12 protein-coding genes and 1 pseudogene are annotated in these 15,993 nt (G+C 63.2%); 10 read left to right on the top strand and 3 right to left on the bottom strand.

What is annotated here, in order from left to right; all coding sequences use genetic code 11:
• The first annotated feature begins 34 nt into the window (after nucleotides 1–34).
• Nucleotides 35–1,228, top strand: coding sequence for an MFS transporter (locus ACF8FG_RS22425; protein ID WP_135198961.1), 1,194 nt, complete (start codon nucleotides 35–37; stop codon nucleotides 1,226–1,228).
• Here the strand turns inward: ACF8FG_RS22425 and ACF8FG_RS22420 are convergent.
• Nucleotides 1,190–2,221, bottom strand: coding sequence for a dienelactone hydrolase (locus tag ACF8FG_RS22420; RefSeq protein ID WP_135198960.1), 1,032 nt, complete (start codon nucleotides 2,219–2,221; stop codon nucleotides 1,190–1,192). The genes ACF8FG_RS22425 and ACF8FG_RS22420 overlap by 39 nt on opposite strands.
• A gap of 201 nt (nucleotides 2,222–2,422) precedes the next feature.
• On the opposite strand from ACF8FG_RS22420, the gene yghU reads away from it, so the two are divergent.
• From yghU to ACF8FG_RS22390, 6 genes are all read left to right on the top strand, one after another.
• Complete coding sequence (yghU, locus tag ACF8FG_RS22415) at nucleotides 2,423–3,265, top strand: glutathione-dependent disulfide-bond oxidoreductase (protein WP_014591211.1); 843 nt, start codon at nucleotides 2,423–2,425, stop codon at nucleotides 3,263–3,265.
• A 191-nt stretch (nucleotides 3,266–3,456) separates the two neighbouring features.
• Nucleotides 3,457–5,160, top strand: coding sequence for an amidase (locus ACF8FG_RS22410; protein ID WP_014591212.1), 1,704 nt, complete (start codon nucleotides 3,457–3,459; stop codon nucleotides 5,158–5,160).
• 82 nt (nucleotides 5,161–5,242) lie between these two features.
• Nucleotides 5,243–5,917: a transcriptional regulator gene (locus tag ACF8FG_RS22405; protein WP_135198959.1), complete on the top strand. Its 675-nt coding sequence runs from the start codon at nucleotides 5,243–5,245 to the stop codon at nucleotides 5,915–5,917.
• Nucleotides 5,914–6,831 carry a pyridoxal-phosphate dependent enzyme gene (locus ACF8FG_RS22400; RefSeq protein ID WP_070383874.1) on the top strand — a complete coding sequence of 306 codons (918 nt, stop codon included), beginning with the start codon at nucleotides 5,914–5,916 and terminating at the stop codon, nucleotides 6,829–6,831. The genes ACF8FG_RS22405 and ACF8FG_RS22400 overlap by 4 nt, the downstream gene beginning before the upstream one ends.
• Nucleotides 6,832–7,016: 185 nt before the next feature.
• On the top strand, nucleotides 7,017–8,114 hold the full coding sequence (nspC, locus tag ACF8FG_RS22395) for a carboxynorspermidine decarboxylase (RefSeq protein WP_014591215.1): 1,098 nt from the start codon (nucleotides 7,017–7,019) through the stop codon (nucleotides 8,112–8,114).
• Between the two features lie 32 nt (nucleotides 8,115–8,146).
• The gene (locus ACF8FG_RS22390) at nucleotides 8,147–9,391 is read left to right on the top strand and encodes a saccharopine dehydrogenase family protein (protein ID WP_003248123.1); all 1,245 of its coding nucleotides are present in this window, start codon (nucleotides 8,147–8,149) and stop codon (nucleotides 9,389–9,391) included.
• 130 nt (nucleotides 9,392–9,521) lie between these two features.
• Here ACF8FG_RS22390 and ACF8FG_RS22385 read toward each other — a convergent pair.
• Nucleotides 9,522–10,568: pseudogene (locus ACF8FG_RS22385) on the bottom strand (class I SAM-dependent methyltransferase).
• Nucleotides 10,569–10,812: 244 nt separating this feature from the next.
• Here ACF8FG_RS22385 and ACF8FG_RS22380 point away from each other — a divergent pair.
• Entirely contained in the window at nucleotides 10,813–12,141 is a 1,329-nt protein-coding gene (locus tag ACF8FG_RS22380; RefSeq protein WP_019438543.1) for a UDP-glucose/GDP-mannose dehydrogenase family protein, read from the top strand.
• 9 nt (nucleotides 12,142–12,150) lie between these two features.
• On the opposite strand, the gene mqo is transcribed toward ACF8FG_RS22380, so the two are convergent.
• On the bottom strand, nucleotides 12,151–13,770 hold the full coding sequence (gene mqo / locus ACF8FG_RS22375) for a malate dehydrogenase (quinone) (protein WP_019438544.1): 1,620 nt from the start codon (nucleotides 13,768–13,770) through the stop codon (nucleotides 12,151–12,153).
• 144 nt (nucleotides 13,771–13,914) lie between these two features.
• Between mqo and ACF8FG_RS22370 the strand changes: the two genes are divergently transcribed.
• Nucleotides 13,915–15,135: a putative DNA modification/repair radical SAM protein gene (locus tag ACF8FG_RS22370; protein ID WP_014591219.1), complete on the top strand. Its 1,221-nt coding sequence runs from the start codon at nucleotides 13,915–13,917 to the stop codon at nucleotides 15,133–15,135.
• A complete protein-coding gene (locus ACF8FG_RS22365; RefSeq protein WP_014591220.1) occupies nucleotides 15,126–15,974 on the top strand; it encodes a TIGR03915 family putative DNA repair protein in 849 nt (282 codons plus the stop codon). The genes ACF8FG_RS22370 and ACF8FG_RS22365 overlap by 10 nt, the downstream gene beginning before the upstream one ends.
• The last annotated feature ends 19 nt before the right edge of the window (nucleotides 15,975–15,993 follow it).

Here is a 15,993-nt window from a genome sequence, read left to right as displayed (position 1 = left end):
GTCCACGCCCAACCGCCCGCCCGCGAAAGAGCCCATGACCGCGCAACAACCTGCCCCCGCCAGTAACACCCTGCACATCACCCTGCAGATCCTGTCGATCGTTTTCTATACCTTCATTGCCTTCCTCTGCATCGGCCTGCCGATTGCGGTGCTGCCCAGCTATGTGCACGACCAGCTCGGCTTTGGCGCAGTGATCGCCGGTGTAACCATTGGCCTGCAGTACCTGGCCACGCTGCTGAGCCGCCCGTTTGCAGGCAGGGTGGCGGACACCTTGGGAGGGAAACAGGCCATCCGCTTTGGCCTGCTGGGGATTGCCGGTTGCGGGGTGTTGACGTTGCTGTCAGCCTGGACCCTCACCTTGCCGCTGCTGAGCCTGGCACTGCTGCTCGGTGGACGCTTGCTGCTGGGCATCGCCCAAGGGCTGATCGGCGTAGCCACCTTGAGCTGGGGCATCAGCCAGGTCGGCCCCGAACACACTGCCAGGGTGATCTCGTGGAACGGTATCGCCTCCTATGGCGCGATCGCCATCGGTGCGCCAGTTGGCGTTCTGGCCGTGGACGGGCTGGACTTCAGCGTGCTGGGGCCGGCTTTGCTGGTGCTGGCAACCCTTGCCCTGCTGGTGCTTCGAAAGCGCCCCGACGTGGTCGTGGTGCGCGGCGAGCGCCTGCCCTTCTGGTCGGCGTTCGGCCGGGTTGCCCCGTGTGGCCTGGGTTTGACCCTGGCCTCGATCGGCTACGGCACCTTGACCACCTTCGTCACCCTGTATTACCTCGAGCGCGGCTGGGCCGGTGCGGCCTGGTGCCTGAGTGCGTTTGGTGTGTGCTTCATCATTTCGCGGCTGCTGTTCGTCAACGCGGTCAACCGCTTTGGTGGCTACAACGTGGCGGTCGCCTGCATGGCCACCGAAGTGCTGGGCCTGGGCCTTCTGTGGCTGGCGCCCTCGCCGCCCTGGGCGCTGGTTGGCGCCGGGCTGACCGGTTTCGGACTGTCGCTGGTGTACCCGGCATTGGGTGTGGAGGCGATCAAGCAAGTCCCCAGCAGCAGCCGCGGCGCAGGGCTGGGTGCCTATGCTGTGTTCTTCGACATGGCCTTGGCCATTGCAGGCCCGGTGATGGGCGCCGTGGCGGTACACCTGGGGTATGCCTCGATCTTCTGCGTGGCGGCCCTGCTCGCCTTGGCCGGAGTCGGCCTAACGTTGTGGCTGGCGCGGCGCGCCCGTCGCAGCTGAACGCTCAGCCAGCACCTGGCTGAAGAACGCTGCCGTTTCTCGCTGCAGCGAATGATGGATATGCCGGCGGTCGACGCCGTCGGCGTCCTTGCACAGCGCCGGCATTCGCGCGTACTGCTCGGCATCGCAGTGGGCCATGAACACGAAATGCCCGGCACCGGCCAACAGGCGGTAGTCCGGTGTAACCGGCAGTTTGCGGGCCAGGGCCTCGGCATTACGGTCTACGGCCACAAGCTGATCGCTGTCGCCACTGTAGATCAGTGCGGGTACCTGCACACCGGCCAGCGCATGGCGCCCGAACAACAGGCTCAGCGGCGCCATCAACATGACCGCCCCCACTCGCGGGTCGGTCTCAGGCGCCAGTTCGCTACGGTCGGCAATCAGGATGCCGTGGGTCTTGCAGGCGTCTTCGTCATGCGGGCGCTCCAGGCAGTACTGACGCAGACGCTCCAGGTCGGGGCGTGCGCCAGACAGGATCAACGCGGTTTCTCCGCCGGCCGAGTAGCCGATCACACCCACCTTGCCGTCATTCAGATAAGGCCCGACCACTGCATCATCACGCGCTGCGGTGATCGCCGCGCTGACTTGCAGCGGCCGCCCATAAAGATTGCTCAGGGTGCCAAGGCGGCTGTGGTCGCGCACGTTGTCCCCCGGGTGCACCACCGCCACCACCACGAACCCTTGCCGCGCCAGCGACGTGGCCAGGTAATGCAAGGCCAATGGGCTGCCCGTATTGCCGTGAGACAGCACCAGCAATGGGAATCGCCCCATGGCGACGGGCGCCTCTTCGGCCACGTCGACGGGATACCCGTCTATACGGCTGCTACGGGTTTTGCCAACGGCCGGGTAGAACGCCAGCGCTTGCATCGGGCGGCTATCGACCGGGTCGGTCAAGGTCATAAGGTGCAGGCCGGCAACCCACGGCGCGGCCTCGGCGCGGGCCAACAGGCCGCCGAGCAGGACCAGCGCCAACACGCAGCGTGCAAGGGTCATCGGCCAGCGGTTCCTTGCAGGACGAAGGGATAACCCAGCATAAAACCGGCCGGAGTTGTGCCGGATGAAAACTGGATGAAACCGCCGTCATGCAAGCTGCGCCTGCACCCTGTGCATTTGCGCATTGCGTCGAACCCGTGGCATAGATGCAGGTCAACGTTTTCACGTGACCGTTTTCGCGCCTTTGAAGGAGATTCATGCATGAGCAAGCCTGCCTACGTGCCACCCAAAGTCTGGCGCAACGACGCAGCCTCCGGCGGCCAGTTCGCCAGCATCAACCGCCCGGTAGCCGGCCCGACTCACGACAAGGACCTGCCGCTGGGCAAACACCCGCTGCAGCTGTATTCCCTGGCTACGCCCAACGGCGTCAAGGTCACCATTGCCCTTGAAGAGCTGCTTGCCCTGGGCCACGCCGGTGCCGAATACGATGCCTGGCTGATCCGCATCGGCGAGGGTGATCAGTTTTCCAGTGGCTTCGTCCAGGTCAACCCCAACTCGAAGATCCCTGCCCTGCTCGACCGCAGCGTGGAGCCGCCGGTGCGGGTGTTCGAATCAGGTTCGATCCTGCTGTACCTGGCAGAAAAGTTTGGAGCGTTGCTGCCGAAATCGCCGGCGGCGCGCACCGAATGCCTGAACTGGTTGTTCTGGCAGATGGGTGCGGCGCCTTACCTGGGCGGTGGTTTTGGCCACTTCTACGTATATGCACCGGAAAAGTTCGAGTACGCCATCAACCGCTTCACCATGGAGGCCAAGCGTCAGCTGGACGTACTTGATCGTCGCTTGGCCGAAAGCCGTTATCTGGGCGGTGAGGAATACAGTATTGCTGATATTGCCGTGTGGCCGTGGTATGGCCAGCTGGTGCGCGGCAACCTGTATGACGCCGCGCAGTTCCTGGCGGTTGACGAGTACCCTAACGTACAGCGCTGGGCCGAGGATATCGCCCTGCGCCCTGCTGTGCAGCGCGGTACACGCGTGAACCGTACCTGGGGAGATGAACACAGCCAGGTGCCGGAGCGCCATAGCGCCGCCGACCTGGAAGGTTGACGCAGACCGTGTGGGAGCGGCCCTTTGACAACAAAAGGCCGCCCCCATAATGGGCCGGGTGACGCCTGTGAATACCCCCGACAATGCCCCCCTGCATAAAACCATTTGCCCCTGCGCAAACCTGCGTCCGCCAAGCCCTTCTTGTACACTCCTCGCATTAGCCCCCACCTGCACATTTTTTTGGTGAACGCATGATCGAGGTAACCGAGGTTTCCATTGCCGAGCTGCGCGACGCGCTCGAGTCGGGCCGCACGACAGCGGTCGAGCTGGTCAAGGCCTACCTGGCGCGCATCGACGCCTACGATGGCGCTGACACGGCCACTGCCCTTAATGCCGTAGTGGTACGCAACCCGGAGGCGCTGAAAGAAGCCGAGGCCTCCGATGCCCGCCGCGCCAAGGGCCAAGTGCTTAGCCCGCTGGACGGCATCCCCTACACCGCCAAGGACAGCTACCTGGTCAAAGGCTTGACTGCCGCCTCCGGCAGCCCTGCCTTCAAGGACCTGGTCGCCCAGCGCGACGCCTTCACCATCGAGCGCCTGCGCGCCGCCGGTGCCGTGTGCCTGGGCAAGACCAACATGCCGCCCATGGCTAACGGTGGCATGCAGCGCGGCGTCTATGGCCGCGCCGAAAGCCCGTACAACGCCAACTACCTGACCGCGCCCTTCGCCTCGGGCTCGTCCAACGGTGCCGGAACCGCCACCGCCGCCAGCTTCAGCGCCTTTGGCCTGGCCGAAGAAACCTGGTCCAGCGGCCGTGGCCCGGCGTCCAACAACGGCCTGTGCGCCTACACCCCGTCGCGCGGGGTGATTTCGGTGCGTGGCAACTGGCCGCTGACACCGACCATGGACGTGGTGGTGCCCTATGCCCGCACCATGGCCGACCTCCTTGAAATCCTCGACGTGGTGGTAGCCGATGATGCCGACAAGCGCGGCGACCTGTGGCGCCTGCAGCCATGGGTGCCAATCCCCGCTGCCTCGACGGTACGTCCGGCTTCGTACCTTGAACTGGCGGTAGATGCCAGCGCGCTCAAGGGCAAGCGCTTTGGCGTACCACGCATGTATATAAATGCCGATCCCGACGCGGGCACCGCCGAGAAGCCAGGCATCGGTGGGCCGACCGGCCAACGCATCAACACCCGCGCCACGGTGATCGACCTGTGGCAACAAGCACGCCAGGCCCTGGAAGCGGCGGGTGCCGAGGTACTGGAAGTGGACTTCCCGCTGGTGTCCAACTGCGAAGGCGACCGCCCAGGCGCGCCGACCGTGTACAACCGTGGCATCGTCAGCAAAGCATTCCTGCATGATGAACTGTGGGAACTGTCGGGCTGGGCCTTTGACGACTTCCTGCGCGCCAACGATGACCCCAAGCTTAACCGCCTGGCCGATGTCGACGGGCTGAAGATCTTCCCCCACGACCCGGGCACCTTGCCCAACCGTGAAGATGACCTGGCTGCCGGCATGGACGAGTACGTCAACATGGCCAAACGTGGCCTGAAGACCTGGGACCAGATCGAGACCCTGCCCGACGGCCTGCGCGGCCTGGAGCAGACCCGCAAGCTGGACCTGGAAGACTGGATGGACAAGCTGGGCCTGGACGCGGTGCTGTTCCCCACCGTAGCCGACGTTGGCCCGGCCGATGCCGATATCAACCCGGTATCGGCGGACATCGCCTGGAGCAACGGTGTCTGGGTAGCCAACGGCAACCTGGCAATCCGTCACCTGGGCGTGCCGACCGTGACCGTGCCGATGGGCGTGATGGCCGATATCGGTATGCCGGTGGGGCTGACCTTTGCCGGGAAGGCCTATAGCGACAACGCGCTGCTGAGTTTTGCTGCCGCGTTCGAAGCCACCGGCTCGCGCCGGATGATTCCGCCGCGCACGCCGGCGCTCGGCTGAGTCTTACAGGGCCCACAAAAGCAGATCGCGAATTTCAACCATATGTGTAAAAATGCACAAACAGTTGATTTTGCGATCTGCCATGCCTATCACCCCCAGCGAAGAACGCCAACTCACCCTCACCGTGCTCAAGGCCGCCATCCAGGCCCTGGGCAGCGTTGCCGCGCGCAATATGGAAATACTCCTGCACGACCTTGACCACCCCGAACACTCGGTGGTGGCGATCATCAACGGTCATCTTTCCGGCCGCAGCTTAGGCAGCCCGATCCTCGCCGCACCGGAGCAGGACCAGGGTTTCAAGGCACTGATGCAGGCCTCGTCCGACCAGCACGGCAGTGAGCCGGTGGTGCTGCCCGATTACCCCACTACGCTCAAAGGCCGCACGCTACGAAGTGCCACGGCAATCTTCCGTGACAGCAGCGGCCACCCGTTCGCCAGCCTGTGCGTCAACACCGACGTCACCGGCCTGGATGCTGCCATGAACTTTCTCCAGCAGTTGCAGCCGCTGGGGGCCATACCTGCGGTCAACGAACCTGCCGACATGGAGCTGCTGATGAGCGAGATCATCCAGGCCGCCCTGCAGCGCAGCGGCCAGGGGCGGATGAACAAACAGGCCAAGGTCGAGGCCGTGCGCGTCATGCAGGAGCGCGGCCTGTTCATCGTCAAGGGCGGCGTCGAGAAGGCTGCCAGCGCCCTCGGCGTGACGCGCTACACCATTTACAACTACCTCGAGCAACTACGCGGAGCCAGCCAATGACCTTGCACATTCATACCCCCCTGATCGAATCGCGCCCGCTGTCGTTGGCGGCCGGTCGTAATATCTGGCTCAAGCTCGACGCCCTGCAACCCTGCGGTTCGTTCAAACTGCGCGGTGTAGGCCACGCCTGCGAGGTACACCACGCGCGTGGCGCCCGGCACTTTGTGTCCTCGTCAGGTGGCAATGCCGGTTTGGCAGTCGCCTACGCCGGACGCAAGCTGGGGGTGCCGGTGACCGTGGTGGTACCCGAAACCACCACCGAACGGGCCAAGCAGCTGCTGCACCTGGAAGACGCCAAGGTGGTGGTGCACGGCAGTTCATGGCAAGAGGCCAACGCCCTGGCACAGACACTGGTAGGCCCGAACGATGCTTTCATCCACCCGTTCGACGACCCACTGCTGTGGGCCGGGCATGCCAGCCTGGTGGATGAAGTGGCCGAAGCCGGCCTGAAGCCGGACGCGGTGGTGTTGTCAGTCGGCGGGGGCGGCTTGCTCAGTGGCGTGGTAGAGGGGCTCAAGCGCAATGGCTGGGGCGATGTGCCGGTGCTGGCAGTGGAAACCGAGGGCGCGGCGTCGCTGCATGCGGCCATGCAGGCTGGGCATTCGGTGGAGCTGGAGCGCATCGCCTCGGTGGCGACGTCGCTGGGGGCCAAGCGTGTGGCTGATCAGGCGCTGACGTGCGTGCAGCAGCACCCGGTGCACAGCCATCTGGTAAGCGATCGCGCAGCGCTGGAGGCCTGTGAGCGGTTTTTGCTGGACCACCGTGTGCTGGTCGAACCCGCGTGCGGGGCGGCGTTGGCAGTGGCCTATGATGCCAAGGCACTGGGCGCCTTGCGCAATGTACTGGTGGTGGTCTGTGGCGGCGCTACCGCAACACTGGAGCAGATCCGGGCCTGGCTGCATCAGGCAGACTGAAGCTGCCATCTGTCGGGGGTGATTACGACAGTCACATGCACCTGATCTACTAGGCTCGCCGCAACCGAAAAAGCCCTCGCAATAGCGTCAACCCTGACGAAATGCGTATCCCGCCCTTTCGGTCTGCGGCAAGTGAAGGCACAATGCGTGTCCTTTTTTTGGCCGGCCTGGCCGGGGGCCTTTAAATGATCAAGACGCCGTATTACCTCATCGATAAAACCAAGCTGCTCAGCAACATGGAGAAGATCGCCTACGTGCGCGAACACTCCGGAGCCAAGGCGCTGCTCGCCCTCAAGTGCTTCGCCACCTGGTCGGTGTTCGACCTGATGCAGCAGTACATGGACGGTACCACCTCGTCCTCCCTGTTCGAGCTCAAGCTCGGCCGCCAGAAGTTTGCCGGCGAAACCCATGCCTATAGCGTGGCCTGGGCCGACGACGAGGTCGAGGAGATGCTTGAGAACTGCGACAAGATCATCTTCAACTCGATCGGCCAACTGCAACGCTTTGCCGACCAGTCCGAAGGCAAGGTGCGTGGTCTGCGCGTCAACCCGCAGGTCAGCAGCTCCGACTACCTGCTGGCCGACCCGGCCCGCCCGTTCAGCCGCCTGGGCGAATGGGACCCGGCGAAGATCGAGCAGGTGATCGAACAGATCTCCGGTTTCATGTTCCACAACAACTGCGAGAACGGTGACTTCGGCCTGTTCGACAAGATGCTCACGCACATCGAAGAGCGTTTCGGCCACCTGCTGCACAAGGTCGAGTGGGTCAGCCTTGGTGGCGGCATTCACTTCACCGGTGAAGACTATGCAGTAGACGCCTTCTGCGCGCGCCTGAAAGCGTTCTCGGAAAAATACGGCGTGCAGGTTTACCTGGAGCCGGGCGAAGCCGCCATCACCAACAGCGCCTCGCTGGAAGTGACCGTGCTCGACACCCTGTACAACGGCAAGCACCTGGCCGTGGTCGACAGCTCGATCGAAGCGCACCTGCTCGACCTGCTGATCTACCGCCTCAACGCCAAGATGGCCCCCAATGACGGCGAGCATACCTACATGGTCTGCGGCAAGTCATGCCTGGCCGGTGACATCTTCGGCGAGTACCAATTCGACCGTCCGCTGGCCATTGGCGATCGCCTGTCGTTCATCGACACGGCGGGTTACACCATGGTCAAGAAAAACTGGTTCAACGGGCTGAAGATGCCTTCCATCGTGGTCAAGCAGCTCGACGGCAGCGTCGAAGTCGTCCGCGAGTTCGGTTTCGAAGACTACGTTTCCAGCCTGTCGTAAGACCGGCTTTCAAGTAAGGAGCAAAGAGTAAATTGAAGAAGAACGTTCTTATCATTGGTGCAGGAGGTGTCGCCAAGGTGGTGGCCCACAAGTGCGCGCAGCATAACGACGAACTGGGTCGTATCGCCATCGCGTCACGGAACATCTCCAAATGCCAGGCCATCATCGACAGCGTCAAGGCCAAGGGTAGCCTCAAGGTACCCGCCGACATCCAGGCCTTCTCGCTCAATGCCCTCGATGTCGAGGCAACCAAGGCGCTGATCCGCGAAACCGAATCGCAGATCGTGATCAATGTGGGTTCCGCCTTCCTCAACATGTCGGTGCTGCGTGCTTGCATCGATACGGGTGTCGCCTATCTGGACACCGCTATCCACGAAGAGCCGGGCAAGATCTGCGAGACCCCACCGTGGTACGGCAACTACGAGTGGAAACACCTCGAAGAGTGCCAGGCAAAGAACATTACCGCCATTCTCGGCGTCGGTTTCGACCCGGGTGTGGTGAACAGCTACGCCAAGCTGGCGCAGCAGCAGTATTTCGACAGCATTGATTCGATCGATATTCTCGACGTCAATGCCGGTTCGCATGGCAAGTACTTTGCCACCAACTTCGACCCGGAAATCAACTTCCGCGAGTTCACCGGACAAGTGTGGAGCTGGCAGAACAGCCAGTGGACCAGCAATACCATGTTCGAGGTCAAGCGTACCGACGACCTGCCAGTGGTAGGCTCGCAAAACCTGTACCTGACCGGCCACGATGAAGTTCACTCGATTTCGAAGAACCTCAACGTCCCGAACGTGCGCTTCTGGATGAGCTTCGGCGAGCACTACATCAACGTGTTCACGGTTCTGAAGAACCTGGGCCTGCTGAGCGAGCAACCGGTGAAAACCGCCGAAGGCCTGGAAGTGGTACCGCTGAAAGTGGTCAAGGCCGTACTGCCAGACCCGGCCTCGCTGGCCCCTGGCTACACCGGCAAGACCTGTATCGGCGATTTGGTCAAAGGCACCAAGGATGGCCAGCCCCGCGAAGTGTTTATCTACAACGTGGCCGACCACGAAGAAGCCTACGCCGAGACCGACAGCCAGGGCATTTCCTACACCGCCGGGGTACCGCCAGTGGCCGCTGCCCTGCTGGTCGCTCGTGGCGAGTGGGATGCCAAGCGCATGGTCAACGTCGAGGAGCTGCCAGCCGAGCCGTTCCTCAAGGCGCTGGACGTGATGGGCCTGCCGACCCGCGTCAAAGATGAAAAAGGCGATCGTCCTTGGGACGCTGAAGCCTAAGCGACAAACAGAAGGGGTGCCATGCAGCACCCCTTCTGCTTTCCAGGTCCAGGATCGCCACAGGCCTGAAACAAGCACGTAACCTGTGGCAGCGGGCAAGCCCGCGAAGAAGCCGGTGCAAGATCACGCTCTACTTGCGGGCCTCCAGAATCAGGTTGAACGGCGTCTGCGTCGCCCGCCGGAACCTGCTGAACCCTGCCTCCTCGAAGACCGCCCGCAATCGCGCCTCCCCGGCCTGCGCACCCAACCCCAGCCCCACTTCCTGCGACAACGAATTGGGCGTGCAAATAAACGTCGAGGCCGCATAGAACAAGCGCCCGACCGGTGTCAGGTTACCCTCCAGCGAGTCCTCGGCATACGGCTCAACCAGCATGACCGTGCCATCAGCCTTCAAAGCACGGTAGGCATGCCGGGCTGCCCCGACCGGGTCACCCATGTCGTGCAGGCAATCGAAGAAGCACACCAGGTCATGGTCATGCCCCGGGTACTCCTTGGCGCTGGCCTGCTGGAAGCTCACCCGCGCCTCCAGCCCCGCTTCACGTGCACGCGCGTTGGCGGTGACGATCGAAGGCTGATGATAGTCGTACCCCACGAAGGTCGACGCCGGAAACGCCTGCGCCATCACCAGCGTCGAGGCACCATGACCGCAGCCCACATCCGCCACCTTGGCGCCCGCTTGCAGCTTGGCCACCACACCCTCCAGTGCCGGCAGCCAATCCGCTACCAGGAAGGTGCGATACCCCGGCCGGAAAAACCGCTCGGTACCGCTGAACATGCACGGGTGGTGATCGCCCCAGGCCAACCCGCCATCGCCGCGCATGGCGGCTACCAGCTTGTCCTTGTCATGGAACAGCGCCGCCACCACTGCCGCGCCGCCGGCCATGTAAGCCGGGGAGTCCTCCAGCGCCAGGGCCATGGCCTGTTCTTCAGGCAGCACAAAACGGCCCTTGTCATGGACCATGTAGCCCGATGCCGCCTGGGCATTCAACTATTCTCGCACCAGCCGCGGGTGGCAGCCGGTCTTTTCCGCCAGTTGCTCAGGGGTGACCGCCTGGCTGTCGGCCATGGCCCGGTACAGCCCCAGTTCATCGCCGAGAATGACATTGGCCAGCGTCGCCGCCGCGCCCATGTCGCCCACCAGCTTGCCCATGAAATCGTGAAGCCTTGCCTCGTCCATGACCTGCCCTCCTCTGCAAGAAGGCCATCGCCAACGAGGGACATCCGCTCCGAGAAGGCGGTGGTCGGTTCAAGGGTTTTCGTTCGCGGTACAACGCGCTACCGCGAGCTGTCAGTAAGTTTAGATGCTCTGCCTGGGCGACGTGGAATAACGGCCATATGGTCCACGCGCGCATCCTTCAGGTCACAATTCCTAAACAACGATGTGACATTTTTTTTCAGCTTTCCTATCAAGGAGCTGTCAAATGAAGGTCACGGTTTTCGGAACCGGCTATGTCGGCCTGACCCAGGCGGTGTGCCTGGCCCAGGTAGGCCATTCGGTGTTGTGCATGGATGTCGATGCCGATCGGGTGGCCAGCCTGAATGAAGGCCATTGCCCGATCTTCGAGCCCGGCCTTGCGCCGCTGCTGGAGAAGAACCTCGCCTGCGGTCGGCTGCGCTTCACCACTGATGCCGCAGTGGCTGCCAACTATGCCAGGTTGCAGTTCATTGCCGTCGGTACTCCACCGCAAGCCGACGGCAGCGCCGACCTGAAGCACGTTTTCGCCGTGGTCGACAGCATCCTCGAGCACGCTGACGGGCCCAAAGTCATCGTCAACAAGTCAACCGTGCCGGTGGGTACGGTACACCGCATCAAGGCACGCATCGCCCAGGCCGTGGCCGATACCAGCCGCTTCCAGGTGATCAGCAACCCGGAGTTTCTCAAGGAAGGGTCTGCGGTGGATGACTGCATGCGCCCCCAGCGCATCATCATCGGCGGCGCAGAAGCGGCCGAAGTGGAGTTGCTACGCGAGCTTTACCTGCCGTTCAACCGCAACCGCGAAAAGTTCATGGTCATGGACGCGCGCAGTGCCGAGCTGACCAAGTACGCAGCCAATTGCATGCTGGCCACCAAGATCTCCTTCATCAACGAAATCGCCAACCTGGCCGAGCACCTGGGGGCCGATATCGAAATGGTGCGCCGTGGCATCGGCTCGGACCCGCGCATCGGTTACGACTTCATCTACGCTGGCTGCGGTTTTGGCGGCTCGTGCTTCCCCAAAGACCTGCAAGCCTTGCGCCACAGTGCCGAGGCAGAAGGCTTCGAGACGCAGTTGCTGCGCGCAGTAGAGTCGGTCAACGAGCAGCAGAAGGGCCGGCTGTTCAGCAAGATCCAGCGCCACTACCCTGGCGGCCTGCGGGGCAAGGTGTTTGCCCTGTGGGGGTTGTCGTTCAAGCCCAATACCAATGATATCCGCGAAGCTTCCAGCCGGGTCCTGCTGGAAGCACTGTGGGCCGCGGGCGCGCGGGTGCAGGCTCACGACCCTCAGGCCATGGAAGAAATCCGGCGCCACTACGGCCCGCGTGCCGACCTGCAACTGGTGCCCTGCAAGGACGATGCGTTGCGGGGCGCCGATGCCCTGGTGATCGTCACCGAATGGCAGGACTACCGTGTGCTCAACCTGGACGAGGTGCCGCAGCAGCTGGCCGACCGGGTGGTGTTCGATGGCCGCAACCTGTACGAACCCGAGCACATGGCCTCGGCAGGGCTGACTTACTACGGCATCGGACGTGGCAAGATTGCGCCAGCTTGACTGCAATGATTACCGGCTGGCCACTCCCTGGCTGTCAGCCGGCCTTATCGACTCAGGGCGCTGCGGACTGACAGGCGGCTCAAGCTGCAGCACCTCGTTGGTATATGCCCACTCCTTCTCTAGCTGATCCGGGTGGTCGTTCAGGCGGATGCCATAGGACGGGATGATCTGTTTGATCTTGGCCTGCCACTCGGGCGACGCCACCTTGTTCTTGAACACCTTGTTCAACACATCGAGCATGATAGGCGCAGCGGTCGACGCACCGGGAGAGGCCCCCAGCAAGCCGGCGATACTGCCGTCCCTGGACGTCACCACCTCGGTACCGAGCTTGAGCACGCCGCCCAACGCTTCGTCTTTCTTGATGATTTGCACCCGCTGACCCGCCTGCCACAGCCGCCAGTCTTCTTTCTTCGCCTCGGGGAAGTAGGTGCGCAGCGCTTCGAAGCGGTCATCGTCCGATTGCAGCACCTGCCCGATCAGGTACTGCACCAGGTCGAACTCGCGTACCCCTACTCGCACCATCGGCCAGGCATTGTGCACGCTGGTACTGGCGAGCAGGTCAAGCAATGAGCCCTGCTTGAGGAACTTGGTCGAGAAGGTGGCGAACGGCCCAAACAGGATCAGGCGCTTGCCATCAAGTACCCGGGTGTCCAGGTGCGGCACCGACATGGGCGGCGCACCGGTTGCGGCAATGCCATAGGCCTTGGCCATGTGGCGCTGGGCGATAGCCGGGTTGTCAGTGACCAGGAACGAGCCACCGACCGGGAAGCCGCCATAGTCCTTGGCCTCGTCGATACCCGACTTCTGCAGCAGCGGCAGTGCCGCCCCGCCAGCGCCGATGAACAGGAACCGGGCATCGGTGGCTGCCTTGCTGCCATTCTTCAGATTCTTGTACTCGACGTGCCAGGAACCGTCGTCGTTACGGGTGATGTCCTGCACTTCGCTCGACAGCTTGAGATCGAAGTTCGGCCGCGTCTGCAGGTAACCCACATACTGCCGGGTGATCTCGCCAAAGTTGACGTCGGTGCCGATCGGCGTCCAGGTCACGGCCAGCTTCTGGTTGGGATCGCGGCCTTCCATCATCAGCGGGACCCATTTGCGGATCTGCTCGTGGTCTTCGGAGTACTGCATGGGTTTGAACAGGGGGCTGGCCTGCAGGGCCTCGTAGCGTTTTTTAAGGAAACGAATGTTGTCATCGCCCCAGACAAAGCTCATGTGCGGGGTGGTATTGATGAACGAATGCGGATTTTTCAGCACACCCTGCTTGACCTGCCAGGCGAGAAACTGGCGCGTTACCTGGAACGACTCGTTGATTTCAACCGCCTTGCTGATGTCGATCTTGCCGTCTTTTTCCGGGGTGTAGTTCAACTCCGCCAGGGCCGAGTGGCCGGTGCCGGCGTTGTTCCAGCCGTTGGAGCTCTCCTCGGCTACCTTGTCCAGACGCTCGACCATTTCCATCGACCAGCCGGGCTCCAACTCGTTGAGCCACACGGCCAAGGTAGAACTCATGATGCCGCCGCCCACCAGCAGCACATCGACCTTCCTGGTTTCCGCCGCTTGGGCATTGAGCATGCCGATGGCCAAGGCCAGCCCGGCCATCGCCAGTTTTGGCTTGATGGTGATCTTCATAACCTCTCCCGCGCCTCGTTGCTGTCCGTGGTTCAGCCACAAGCTTAGCCGACGCGTTTAGTCGGGTATGACGACGCACAAACACTTGCAATCGGCCACATCTCAAAATACTGTATGAATACTCAGTATCGCAGGTCAGCCACCATGCAACTCATCGCCAAACTCGGCATCCTTGCCGACGCAGCCAAGTACGACGCCTCCTGCGCCAGCAGTGGTGCGCCCAAGCGCAATTCGCGCGGCGCTGACGGCCTGGGCGCTACCAATGGCATGGGTATCTGTCACAGCTACACCCCCGACGGCCGCTGCGTATCACTACTCAAGGTACTGCTGACCAACTTCTGCCTGTATGACTGCCAGTACTGCGTCAACCGCCGCTCCAGCAACGTGCCACGCGCGCGCTTCAGCCCCGAGGAAGTGGTACGCCTGACCCTGGACTTCTACCGGCGCAACTGCATCAGCGGCCTGTTCCTCAGCTCTGGCATCATCCGCTCGGCGGACTACACCATGGAGCAGCTGATCCGTGTGGCCCGGCTGTTGCGCGAAGAACACAGCTTCCGCGGCTACATCCACCTCAAGGCCATCCCCGATGCCGACCCGCTGCTGATCGAAGAGGCCGGGCGCCTGGCCGACCGCCTCAGCGTCAACATCGAACTGCCCACCGACGCCAGCCTCAAGCGCCTGGCGCCGGAAAAGCAAGGGCGCACCATTCGTCAGGCCATGGGCGTGATCCATCAGGGCCAGCAGGCCGTGGCCAACGAGCCCAGGGCGCCGCGCTTTACCCCGGCCGGGCAGAGCACCCAAGTCATCGTCGGCGCCGACAGCACCGACGACAGTACCTTACTGCGCAATGCCGAGTCGCTGTACCAGGGCTACGGGCTCAAGCGCGTGTACTACTCCGCCTTCAGCCCGATCCCCGACAGCCCCGGCAGCGTGCCCCTCGCCGCACCACCGCTGCTGCGCGAACACCGCCTGTATCAAGCCGACTTCCTGCTGCGTGGCTATGGCTACAAGGCTGGCGAGCTGCTGGGCCACAGCGGTAACCTGGCACTGGACATCGACCCCAAGCTGGCCTGGGCGCTGGCCAACCGCGACGTGTTCCCGCTGGACGTGAACCGCGCCGAACCTGCGCTACTGGCGCGTATCCCCGGCATCGGCCTGCGCAGCGTACAGCGCCTGGTCGCCTTGCGCCGGGAGCGGCGCATCCGTTATGACGACCTGATCCAGCTGCGCTGCGTGCTGGACAAGGCACGGCCGTTCATCGTCACCAGTGACTACCGCCCCGCCCAGGCCGAGCTGCGCAGCGGCTTGCTGCGAGCGCGCTTGAGTGAGCCGCCAGCGCCCGTGCAGATGGGGTTATGGGGGTGATCGCACTCGACTGCGACGACCTGTTCGCCACCTGGCGCGACCAGGCCCGGGTGTTGTTGAGCCATGGCATCGACCCGTCGGAAGTCACCTGGTCGCAAGGCCCGATGGCGGACCTGCTGGCCGTGCCGGCTGCGCCGCCTGAAGGGCCTGGCCCTTTCCGGGCCAAAGTCCCGGCCGCACTGCTGAGCCAGTTGGAGCAGGCCTCTCGCTACCGTGGCGAACAGCGCTGGAACCTGCTGTATGAAGTGCTGTGGCGTGTCGCCCATGGCGACCGCACGGCAATGCTGGCCGGTGACCGGCTGGGCAGTGAGCTGCAACGGCGCATCAAGCAGGTAACCCGCGAGGCGCATCACTTGCACGCGTTTGTACGCTTCGTGCCGTTGCCTGAGGAACTGGCTGAGCACTTGCAGCTGGATCTGGTGGCCTATCACGAGCCGGCACACGACATTCTGCACAGCGCCAGCGCCCACTTCGCCGACCGCCTGGGGCGTTTGCGCTGGTTGATTGCCACGCCACAGGATGGCATTCGCTTCGACGGCCAGTCGTTCGACTACCAGCGACAGTGCCCCGAGCCCTGGCGCCAGTGGGCCCGCAACGCCGAAGACCCCGGCGCCGAACTCTGGCGCACCTACTACCGCCATACCTTCAACCCGGCCCGCCTCAACCCGGATGCCTTGCGCCTGCACATGCCAGGGCGGTTCTGGCGGCATTTGCCGGAAGGCATGCTGATACCGCAGCTTGAAGGCCTGGCGCGCCAAGGCAAACAGCGGGACGGCCAAGCCCTTGAGGTGGCCTCGCAAACCGGCAAGACCATCAGCAAGCCTGCGCGCTCGGTGTAGCCGCGGAGCCCGATGCGGC

Source organism: Pseudomonas sp. YQ_6, from assembly GCF_043103245.1.
Taxonomy (GTDB): domain Bacteria; phylum Pseudomonadota; class Gammaproteobacteria; order Pseudomonadales; family Pseudomonadaceae; genus Aquipseudomonas; species Aquipseudomonas alloputida.
Note: the sequence above shows the minus strand (reverse complement) of the source record. Positions and strands in the feature narration are given on the sequence as shown.